This is a genomic window from Streptomyces sp. H27-H1 (genome assembly GCF_026627445.1).
Lineage (GTDB): Bacteria > Actinomycetota > Actinomycetes > Streptomycetales > Streptomycetaceae > Streptomyces.
Genome location: NZ_JAPNLJ010000021.1, coordinates 81914 through 90955, shown reverse-complemented (window position 1 = coordinate 90955; position 9042 = coordinate 81914). Strand labels below are relative to the sequence as shown.

The 9042-nt window shown below is 67.0% G+C and carries 11 protein-coding genes and 2 pseudogenes; 7 read left to right on the top strand and 6 right to left on the bottom strand.

What is annotated here, in order from left to right; genetic code table 11:
* Positions 1–78: 78 nt before the first annotated feature.
* Entirely contained in the window at positions 79–1215 is a 1137-nt protein-coding gene (locus OTB20_RS23170) for a serine hydrolase domain-containing protein (RefSeq protein WP_267820252.1), read from the bottom strand.
* 587 nt (positions 1216–1802) lie between these two features.
* Between OTB20_RS23170 and OTB20_RS23165 the strand changes: the two genes are divergently transcribed.
* Both OTB20_RS23165 and OTB20_RS23160 read left to right on the top strand, forming a co-directional pair.
* Positions 1803–2135: a hypothetical protein gene (locus OTB20_RS23165; protein WP_267820251.1), complete on the top strand. Its 333-nt coding sequence runs from the start codon at positions 1803–1805 to the stop codon at positions 2133–2135.
* 197 nt (positions 2136–2332) lie between these two features.
* The gene (locus OTB20_RS23160) at positions 2333–2746 is read left to right on the top strand and encodes a hypothetical protein (protein ID WP_267820249.1); all 414 of its coding nucleotides are present in this window, start codon (positions 2333–2335) and stop codon (positions 2744–2746) included.
* A 189-nt stretch (positions 2747–2935) separates the two neighbouring features.
* Here OTB20_RS23160 and OTB20_RS23155 read toward each other — a convergent pair whose 3' ends face one another.
* Positions 2936–3109 carry a CsbD family protein gene (locus OTB20_RS23155; protein ID WP_267820206.1) on the bottom strand — a complete coding sequence of 58 codons (174 nt, stop codon included), beginning with the start codon at positions 3107–3109 and terminating at the stop codon, positions 2936–2938.
* A gap of 423 nt (positions 3110–3532) precedes the next feature.
* Here OTB20_RS23155 and OTB20_RS23150 point away from each other — a divergent pair, with 423 nt between their 5' ends.
* On the top strand, positions 3533–3682 hold the full coding sequence (locus OTB20_RS23150) for a hypothetical protein (RefSeq protein WP_267820247.1): 150 nt from the start codon (positions 3533–3535) through the stop codon (positions 3680–3682).
* Positions 3683–3735: 53 nt separating this feature from the next.
* Here OTB20_RS23150 and OTB20_RS23145 read toward each other — a convergent pair whose 3' ends face one another.
* Entirely contained in the window at positions 3736–4569 is an 834-nt protein-coding gene (locus OTB20_RS23145; protein WP_267820246.1) for a PIG-L family deacetylase, read from the bottom strand.
* Positions 4570–4891: 322 nt separating this feature from the next.
* Between OTB20_RS23145 and OTB20_RS23140 the strand changes: the two are divergent.
* Positions 4892–5649: pseudogene (locus OTB20_RS23140) on the top strand (IS5 family transposase).
* Here OTB20_RS23140 and OTB20_RS23135 read toward each other — a convergent pair.
* Positions 5646–6035: an ATP-binding protein gene (locus OTB20_RS23135; protein ID WP_420716468.1), complete on the bottom strand. Its 390-nt coding sequence runs from the start codon at positions 6033–6035 to the stop codon at positions 5646–5648. The pseudogene OTB20_RS23140 and the gene OTB20_RS23135 overlap by 4 nt on opposite strands.
* A gap of 921 nt (positions 6036–6956) precedes the next feature.
* Here OTB20_RS23135 and OTB20_RS23130 point away from each other — a divergent pair.
* The 3 genes and pseudogenes from OTB20_RS23130 to OTB20_RS23120 all read left to right on the top strand — a co-directional run bounded on the left by OTB20_RS23130 (position 6957) and on the right by OTB20_RS23120 (position 7985).
* Positions 6957–7188 (top strand): annotated as a pseudogene (locus OTB20_RS23130) (hypothetical protein).
* Between the two features lie 384 nt (positions 7189–7572).
* Positions 7573–7800: a DUF6296 family protein gene (locus OTB20_RS23125; RefSeq protein WP_267820302.1), complete on the top strand. Its 228-nt coding sequence runs from the start codon at positions 7573–7575 to the stop codon at positions 7798–7800.
* Between the two features lie 56 nt (positions 7801–7856).
* Positions 7857–7985: a hypothetical protein gene (locus tag OTB20_RS23120; protein WP_267820242.1), complete on the top strand. Its 129-nt coding sequence runs from the start codon at positions 7857–7859 to the stop codon at positions 7983–7985.
* Between the two features lie 79 nt (positions 7986–8064).
* Here the strand turns inward: OTB20_RS23120 and OTB20_RS23115 are convergent, their stop codons facing one another.
* On the bottom strand, positions 8065–8484 hold the full coding sequence (locus tag OTB20_RS23115; RefSeq protein ID WP_267820240.1) for a PPOX class F420-dependent oxidoreductase: 420 nt from the start codon (positions 8482–8484) through the stop codon (positions 8065–8067).
* Between the two features lie 142 nt (positions 8485–8626).
* On the bottom strand, positions 8627–8755 hold the full coding sequence (locus tag OTB20_RS23110) for a hypothetical protein (protein ID WP_267820238.1): 129 nt from the start codon (positions 8753–8755) through the stop codon (positions 8627–8629).
* Between the last annotated feature and the right edge of the window lie 287 nt (positions 8756–9042).

Here is a 9042-nt window from a genome sequence, read left to right as displayed (position 1 = left end):
GCCCGGGTGCTTCCGGTGGCCTGCGTCGGGGATCTTCGCCGACCTCTCCCAGCTCGGGGAACCGGCACGCCTCATCGCTCATGTGCCGCAGAACTCGGCCTCGACGACTTGCTGTTCGTGGACGTTCCAGTCGCCGTTGAAGTTCAATGACAGCGCGTGCCCGCCGTCGGTGGTCGCCATGGTCTGCGAAATGGAGCCTTGGATGCCGCCGTTGTGCCCCCATACGTCGATGCCGCAGGACAGTTTTATCTTCATCAGGCCCAGGCCGTAGGAGACGGTCGGCATCTCCTTGATCGGCTCGGCCGTGGTCATCTCCGCCAGCTGACGCTTATGGAGGAGCCGACCGGACAGTAGGGCCTGGTAGAACCGGTTGAGATCGAGGGTGTTGGAGATCATTTCGCCGGCGGCCCCTGCGAGGGAGGGGTTGAGTTCGGTGACGTCGTAGGTGGGGCTGTTCGGTTCAGGGGGGCCGGCGAGTTCCCCGGTCAGCTTTGAATAGGCTCGTCCGCTGGGGCCCGGCATGTGGGCCCGGGTGCCCGGCAGCGTGGTGGAGTCCATGTGCAGAGGGCGTAGGATTCGCCGCTCGATTTCGCGGGCGTACGAGTGCCCGGTGGCTTTTTGGATCACCATTGCGGCGAGGACATAGTTGGTGTCGGAGTAGCTCCACCCTGCGCCGGGGTCGAAGGTTGGCCGGTGGGTCATGGAGAGCTGGACGATCTGCTCCGGCGTCCAGGTGTCGTAGCGGTGCTGGAGGAAGGCGGTGCTGAACTCCTTGCGTTTGAAGTCCGCGTCGTCGGTGTAGCTGTAGATGCCGCTGGTGTGGTTGAGAAGCTGACGCAGAGTGATCTTCGTGCCGTCGTGGCCGTTGCCCCGAACCAGGCCCGGCAGCCAATGGTCCACGGTGTCGTCCAGGCTCAGCGTGCCCTCGGCTTCGAGCTGCAGGACGACGGTGGCGACGAACGTCTTGGTGATGGATCCCACCCGGAATCGGTCGTCTACCCGCGACTGTCGGCCGGTTGCCAGATCGGCAGTGCCCGCATGACCCGACCAGACGTCGCGGCCCCGCTGGGCGAGCGCGATCGCACCGGGCGGTCCGCTCTGGACTACCCCGTCCAGGGCTGCCTGCGTGGCCTGGTGCCCCTTGCGTGCGGTTGATGCCTGACCGGCGCCTTCGGCGCCCTCCGCCGACACAGGCAGGATCAATCCGGCGGCCATCACCGCCGTCGCGACCGCCCCGACAGCGGCGACCCGCAGCCCCGGCGCCCCGGGCCTGCCACCACCCCTCCTCCTGGGCGCATGTGATCCGTCTGCTGAATACGTATGCTCGTACACGAAAGACTCCTGCGAGGCCGGCGGCGGCAACTGCTCTGTGAGCCCAGTATTTTCGGTCAGGGCCTGCGCCCGGGATCCTGTCAGCCACCCGCTTTGAAGTGGGGCTAACCCCCCTGCCACGCTGGACAACCTCCTCGGTGCCGACCGGCCGCGGCTTTGCGAAACGCTGGCGGCTAATCGATCGCGTCACTGCCCCCGAAAGGGACTGCAGGGCGCCTCGCAGCGCCTGGAGTACTGCAACGCGCTCAGCGCAACGCGGCTCACCCAGACCGGGCATTGCAGGTCTGAGCTGGGGGAATCGTTGCTGCTGCGCCCAACATGGTGGTGTGCTGCATCCCGCTCGGACGCGGCCGGCTCGAGGTGCCGGGCCGCGCTCAGGGGGTTGCCGAGGACGGTCTCGTACTGGCGGGGGCTGTCCGCCCTGCCAGGCGATGACGGCGAGTCACCGTGGACCAGGAAAGGATGTGGACATGGCGCTGGTCAAGAAGGGATCGCGGCTCATCACCGTGGACGGCACCACCTACCGGTGGCGACTCCGCGGACGGCCGACCTACGGCCAGGGTCTGGGTTGGTCACCTCTTGCCTACGTGGTCGAACATGCGGAGTCGTCTCCGGGCACCGCACTGGTGATCACCACTGACCAGCCACACCTGAGCAACTGGATCGGAATGCAAGGCAGCCCGATCCTGCCCGCCCAGGTCGCTGACAGCATCCGCACTGCTCTCACCACCGGCTGGACGCCGAAGATCCCCGGCCAACCATTCCACCTCGACCAATCAGCCGGCTTCGTCTCTTCCGGCTGACCCTCGCCCCCTCACGCAAGGACTCACCGACCCAGCGATCGGTGAGTCCTTCTGCTTTCCGCTCCCCATATTCCTCAGTTGGTTCACTCCGTGAACCAACTGAGGAGAAGAGCAGCCCTGGGGAAAATTCGGGCTCTGACCGCGATTGCGTGACGGCCGAACGTACGGGCGAAAGGAGGCGTGCCAGAGTGAGAACCATGACCCGTTCCGAGTCTCATGACGAGCTGACCCCATTCCTTCAGGAGGCCACTTCGGCGTCATGGTCTGTTAGAGCGGCCTCAGGCCGGCATCTGGCGGCCGTCGCGGAGGTTCCCGAGGTCGCCGAGGTCCTGCACCGGCTGTTGCTGGATGATCGCGACACGTTCGTCACTCAGGAGACGGCGGAGGCTCTGCTCGAACGCTGGGACGTGCTCGGTCCGCGCATGGTGCTGACCGCGCTCGCCAGCGCGGATGACGAAACCGGCGATCACCTTGGTGCTGCGATCCTCAATGTCTGCGGTCAGTCCGAGGAGGACGGGGAACGGCTCGCGGTGCTGTGCTCGGCGTTGACATCCGATGGAGACAGAGCCGTGAGCGAGGAGGCCCGCAGGATCCTCGAACCGCTGCGGTGACCTGATCGCTACTTACCCTGAGTGAGGATCCGGGTCCGGAGGAGCGTGAAGGATGCCGGGCCGTACATGGCTCGCTTGAGGGTCAAGCGGAACTGCGCCGGGCCCAGCCCGCCGCGTGGCTGACCCGGCTACGTGTGGACGTGCGTCAGGGCCGGAGCCGCACAGCGGCTCCGGCCCTGACGGTGTGGGTCAGTGCTTGAAGGTGTCCTTGATCTTTTCCTTGGCGTCGCGGGCGTCGCCCTTGGCCTGTTCTGCGCGGCCCTCGGCGGTCAGGCTCTCGTTGCCTGTCAGGCGGCCAGCGGTCTCCTTGAGCTTGCCCTTGGCCTGCTCGCCCTTCGCCTCGGCCTTCTGCTCACCAGACACAGCTGATCACTCCCTCTTCAGTGGAAAAAGACTTACAGAACCCCGTATGTCCGATGGCGGACTTCGCAAACAGCCGGGACCCTGCCCAGCCCGGAACTCGACGGGGACCGGGGGCGCGCGGCGGTCGCGGTCCGGGCGGCTTCACTTGGAGCTCAGCCGCCGACCGCATCGGCATCAGCGGGCCCAGCGCGCTAGCGGGGTGAGGAGCGCGCGGACGGTTTTCCCGCCTTCGGAGGTGGGGGCAACGGCGGCGCTGCGGGAGAAGCCGGCCTCGCACCGGCCTCTAGGCCAAGGAGCCGGGGGAGTTGGGGGCATTGGGTGCCGGCTACCTGGCGGGCTTCGACGTCGCGGCGGGTCCACCAACGCCGGCTGTGGAGGTCGGCGCCGGCGGGAAGGTAGCCGGTGGGGGCGTAGGTGCGGACGGTGTTGCCGCCTGATCCCGAGGACGTCGGCGGCCTCCTGGTCGCTGAGGAGATCGTCCCGGTGGGGGCCGGGCGGCTGGTCGTGAAGAGCGGCGTGGAGGACTCCGAGGAGGGCGCACGAGCCTGCGTGGACAAGCCTGCGCGTGTGTGACCAGCGTGCTCCCGCCGCGCCCCGTCTTTCCGGGCCCTCGTCGGGCAGGCGGATCAGCGCAGCCCGGCGAAGAGATCGTTCTCGGGTACGGCCGCGCCGGTGGCGTCCTTGACGCGTACGAAGGTCTCCGTGCCCATCAACTCGCCGAACTTCTCCTTGCCCATCTTGAGGAAGAAGATGTTCTCGCCCTGGCTGGCGTGCGCGGCCAGTGCGTCGAACTTCTGGCCGCTGAAGGCGAGGGTGTCCACCCAGGTGGTGATCTCATCGTCGGGGAGGCCGATCTTGGCCATCGCGGCGGCCTCGGCCGGATCCGGCTCCGGCAGGTCTCCGTGAAGCTCGCGGATGATCTCGCCGAACCGCTGCATCATCGAGCGGGGCATCGTCGTCCAGTACACCTTCGGTGTCAGCTCGGTCATCTCCAGCGCCGCCATCGTGATGCGGTGGGCCTGGATGTGGTCGGGGTGGCCGTAGAAGCCGTTCTCGTCGTAGGTGACGACCACATCGGGTCGGTAGTGCCGCATGAGTTCCGCGAGTCGGGCGGCGCCCTTCTCCACGGGGGTCTGCCAGAACGATCCGGAGGCGTCGTTGCTCGGCCAGCCCATCATTCCGGAGTCGGCATAGTCCAGTGTCTCCAGATCGCTGATCTTCAGGACGTCACGGCTGGTCTCGAGTTCCTGACGGCGCATCAAGGCGACGGCCGCCGGATCGTGCCCGGGCTCGCCCGGCTTGACTCCCCCGGGTCCGTCGCCGCAACCGCCGTCGGTACACGTCACGAGAACCGTGCGGATGCCTTCCGCCGCGTATCGGGCAAGGATCCCTCCGGTTCCGGTGGCTTCGTCGTCGGGGTGGGCGTGTACTGCCATGAGCGTCAAGGGCCGGTCAGTCATGAAGGAATCCTCCTGCGGATATGAATACGTCGTAATCCAAGCGTGCGGCGGGCGTACCGCGATCTTGGGGCCCGGATCCTGGTGGGGCGGACGACCTTGTGGTCTCCGTGATCCCCACCTCAGCGGCGCCGGCCCCTCGGTCGATGCAACCGTGCCGACCGGCCCGGCTGTTCCCGGCGCGGCTGATTGGCCTTCCAGGCGTCGCCGTTCAATGCGAACGAGATCACAGGCCGACCTGCATGTCCCAGCGCCACGTCGGATCCGACCTCCATGCGGCTGGGGTCTGCCGTCAAAGTGATCTTGGGTTGTGGATCATGGTGTGGTGATACGTCGCCGGGAACTGTCTGATGCCGAGTGGGCCTCGTGCAGCCGTTGCTGACCAGGCCTGTGCTGGGGTGGCCGCGGCTGGATGACCGGATGGTCCGGAACGGGATGGTGTGGAAGTTCCGTACGGGGACCGCGTGGCGGGATGCGCCCGAGTGATACGGGGCGTAGGTCGGTCTTCATACCCGTTCCGCCGGTGGGTCGTTGACGGGACGTTCGAGCGGATGCGCCGGGCCGCGCAGGCGAACGTCGATGCGGAGGGTGTCGTGGAGTGGTCGGTCTCGGTCGACTCCAGCATCGTCCGGGCTCATCAGCGTGCTGCCGGGGCGTGAAAAGGGGGCTTCGAAGCCCCGCGCTCGGACGGCCCCGCGGCGGGCTGACCAGTAAAATTCACCTGGCCTGCAACGGAGCGGGCCGACCTCTGGCCTTCGTCCAGACCGGAGGGAACACCAACGACTGCACCCAGTTCACCGCTGTGATGGAGGCGATACGGGTGCCCGCACCGGAGCGGGCCGGCTACGAGTGCGGTCCGACCAAGTCCGCAACCGGGGCCGGCACGGCAGCCGAGGGGGCCGCCCGCCGGTCTTGGACAAGCAGGTCCACAGGCACCGCAACGTCGTGGAACGGTGCTTCAAGCGGCTCAAGCGGTGGCGCGGCATCGCCACCCGGTACGACAAGACCGCCCAGTCCTACCAAACAGCCGTCACCCTCGCATCACTCCTGATGTGGGCGGGACACCCTGACGACAAGTTCTAGCGGGGCAGGAGGGCTCGGACGGTCTTGCCGCCTTCGCGTGTGGGGGTGACGGTGAGGGAACGGGAGAGGTCGTTGACCATGTGCCAGCCAAATCCTCCCGTGCCGCCGGCCAGGTCGGGAGTACGCATATGGGGTGCCTGCGGGCTGGGGTCATGGACAGCTATCTCGATGCTGTCCGGGTGTGCGGTCAGGTCCAGGGTGTAGGTACCGCCGCCGTGCCGCAGTGCGTTGGTGACGAGCTCTGAGACGACCAGGACCACGGATTGCTCGGCTTCGCCGGTGAGGGTACGGCCGAGAGCGTCGAGGAAGACGCGTGCGAGCTCACGTGCGTCGGCGCAAGAGGGGGTGGAAGGGCCGACTGCGATGCGAGTACCTGTCATGCCCATGAGGTTCCCCCTCGTCTCTGAATCACCGTTGGCGCTTATGCCCTGCTCTGGTGAGATCAATCCGTCTGCGTCCGCCTTGCGCCTCTTGCTGTTCGAGTTCGATTACCTGTCCCTCGAACACGCGAAAATCTATGAGGGCTGGAGTAGACATTGGATGGTGGCGTGGTTATGGTTTCTCTCGTAAGTCAGAAGGACAGCAGGGCCTGGCAGACATGAACTGCCGGGCAGTAGTACATGCAGGTGCGTTGCGCAGAGCGGTGCGGTGGTGGAGTTCCGAAGCCAGGGCTGTTGCAGGACGGCGACGGGGCTGACGATCGGACCGGGTGGCCCGCAGTCATCGGGGGCCGCCATCAGCGGGACCGCAGTTAACGCAGTGGCAGTACCCGTGGATGCAGTTCGCAGTTCCCAGCAGTGAAGTGAAGTGTGCAGTACCTCGGTGAAGGCGTCGGCTGCGGGCGCGCGCACCGGGAGGTTCGGCAGTGGGGTTCTAAGCCAGAGCAGACGCACGATGGGCGACGGGGCTGGCTGCCGAAGAGTGGCGCTGTCACGGGCCATCAGTGGTACGCAACATCAGTGGTGCAAGCAGTGCGGTAGTCACTGCGTCAGCAGTTCGCAGTACAGCGATGAAAAGTGCAGTCCCCGCGTGAGTAGTCCTGCGTTGTCAGCAGTTCGTAGTTCCCGATTGTTAAGTAAGTGAGTGGTTCAGAGGGAAGAACGGAGGGGCTCAGCATCATCAGGATCGCCCGGGTCGAAGTCTGAGTCCGGGTACCGCAGGACATCGTTAGTGAGGTGGTCTCCGGTCAAGCAACCGCGATCCCCGCAGAGCCCGTCCCCGTTCGGACGCGTCGGCGGATACAGAAGGCCGGCGCAGTACCAGGGTCGGCAGATGGTGTAGCAGTTCCTTCGGGGCCCGGGTGCCATATGGCGCCCGGGCCCCTCCATGCGTGCCACGAGAGAGGTGCAACGACGTCAGCAGACGATTCGTTCCGCCGTCTCGATGACGACGACTACCCCGCCTGCACGATGGGCCGGGCGGCGGAAAGGCGAGGCGGCCCGCCGGATGGTCATCCTTGAGGACCAGCTCGAGGAAGCTCAGCGGATCAACGCCGAATGGCCAGAAGGGCCCCAGGTGGAGAACACCACTCCGGCCTAACCCGTACGCGAGACAAGAGCCGCCGGCGCGAGGCGCTGCGGTGAAGACGGTGGGAGAATCACACGGAGCCATTTCCTCTCACTCAGAGCGTGTGAGCCGGGATTTATTGTAGTGGCCACCTGCTCGTTCTGGCGGCTGCATGACGGCGACGCAGGGTGAAGAGATCATCGGCAGAGACGGGAGAGGCGCGTGGGTGACACGGCTGAAGGCAAGGGCCCGGGCCCTGATCCGGATCGTCCTGTGCAGGCCCCTCCACTGCAGCATCAGGGTGGCACCGTGGATGATCACGGGCGGGCTCCGGGAACAGCCTCCAGGGTCGGCACGGGCTCGACGGAGCCGTCGATCGACCCGGAGCGTGTGCGACAGGCCAACACCGTAGACCGGATGCCGCGACGGTACGAGCTGACTTTCCCAGGTGTCCCTGAGGGCGGTCAGGACACTGTTGAGGTGAGCGTCACCGGCCGGACGGGGCCGGGAGGCCACCCCGTCTACGAGGACGCCACCGGCATCATTCAGGCAGAAATCAGCGACAAATCGGAAGTGCGCGTCCTGGCTACCGGCGCCGGTCAAGAACCGGCCCCCGGGGTCGCAGCACGCCCCTTGGCCGGCTGAGGCCTGGGCCCGCCCCCGAGTACGGCGGGGCCAGAGGGGGGAATGTTCCGAAGTGGTTGGATCTCCGAGAGGTGCTGGCCGTCATCGGCGCGCCCCTCGCCCTGACCGGGGTGGCGATGTACTTCCGTGACAGCGCCACCCCTTCCCGCCCCGGGAGCGACAGGGCCTTGACGACGATGACCTGAGAGCGGACGGGGAGCTTGGCCCCCGGTCAGCAGGACGGCCCCACCCGGTCGGTGTGCGAGGTGAACGCTAAGAGGTGCCCTATGAGGCGGCGCGGGCGGCGCTGCCGAGCACCTTGGACGGGGTGATGCGCATGACCACCCGTATCTCCTCGGCGGGCGCCTCCGCGTACGGCTTGCCGGCTCCGGGGCCCTCGTACTCCTCGGCGATGCGGACGGCGATCGCCCGGCCGGTGTCCTCCGTGACGGTGGCGGTGCCGCGAATCTCGACATACCGGTTGGGGTCGGCCGGGTCGAAGACGGTCAGGCCGACGCGGCCGTCACGGACGACGTTCCGTTCCTTGCGGCGGCCCCGCACGGTGGATACCAGGACGTCGTCGCCTTCGCGTGACGCCCAGACCACCGAACTCTGCGGAGCGCCGTCCGGATTGATCGTCGCCAGGACCGCGGAGTGCGGGGCGTCGAGGAGCCGTCGAACGGCGTTGTTCAGTGTGATCATCATGGTGATGAGGGTAGTGGGCGTGGTCTCTCGCCTCCCAAGAGCCTTTCGACGGCCGCGGCCATGGCCGCCTTCTCCAACGAACTGTGGACCGCCGAGCACCAGGACGCTCTGGCGATGGAGGGCACCCTCGCCGACTGGGCACCTACTGGGCCGGGTCGCTGCGGCCGGCGTCGGGCCTCTTGCCGACCCCGGCCTCCGAGGCGATCGCCTCGGAGGCAGAGGCGAAACCGGTCGAGGCGCTGAGCCGGAAGGCGGCAGCGATGATCGCCAAAGATCTCGCGGCGGTCGCCCGCGCGGAAGTGATCACCGAGATCTTCAGCGACCTGACCCGCACGAGTGGACGGGTCTGACACAGACGCCACCGTCACCGACCGCGTGACATCCATGACGGACAACCCCATGGCTCAGCAAGGCCCCTGCGGAACTGGCATTCCACCGGACGTCCTGGGCATTGACGCCGACCAACCCCGGCTCCGTCACTGCCCCGAGACGCCGTCCCGGCTTCCTGCGGCCGCGTTCGCCGGATCGTGGCCCAGGGGCGGGAGAGACCGAAGGGGC

What these genes read in the sequence shown, in the direction of transcription:
- OTB20_RS23170 (WP_267820252.1), bottom strand. Translation starts at nt 1,215, where the DNA reads ATGGCCGCCGGATTGATCCTGCCTGTGTCGGCGGAGGGCGCCGAAGGC.
- OTB20_RS23165 (WP_267820251.1), top strand. Translation starts at nt 1,803, where the DNA reads ATGGCGCTGGTCAAGAAGGGATCGCGGCTCATCACCGTGGACGGCACC.
- OTB20_RS23160 (WP_267820249.1), top strand. Translation starts at nt 2,333, where the DNA reads ATGACCCGTTCCGAGTCTCATGACGAGCTGACCCCATTCCTTCAGGAG.
- OTB20_RS23145 (WP_267820246.1), bottom strand. Translation starts at nt 4,569, where the DNA reads ATGACTGACCGGCCCTTGACGCTCATGGCAGTACACGCCCACCCCGAC.
- OTB20_RS23135 (WP_420716468.1), bottom strand. Translation starts at nt 6,035, where the DNA reads ATGGGCATGACAGGTACTCGCATCGCAGTCGGCCCTTCCACCCCCTCT.
- OTB20_RS23125 (WP_267820302.1), top strand. Translation starts at nt 7,573, where the DNA reads ATGCCGCGACGGTACGAGCTGACTTTCCCAGGTGTCCCTGAGGGCGGT.
- OTB20_RS23115 (WP_267820240.1), bottom strand. Translation starts at nt 8,484, where the DNA reads ATGATGATCACACTGAACAACGCCGTTCGACGGCTCCTCGACGCCCCG.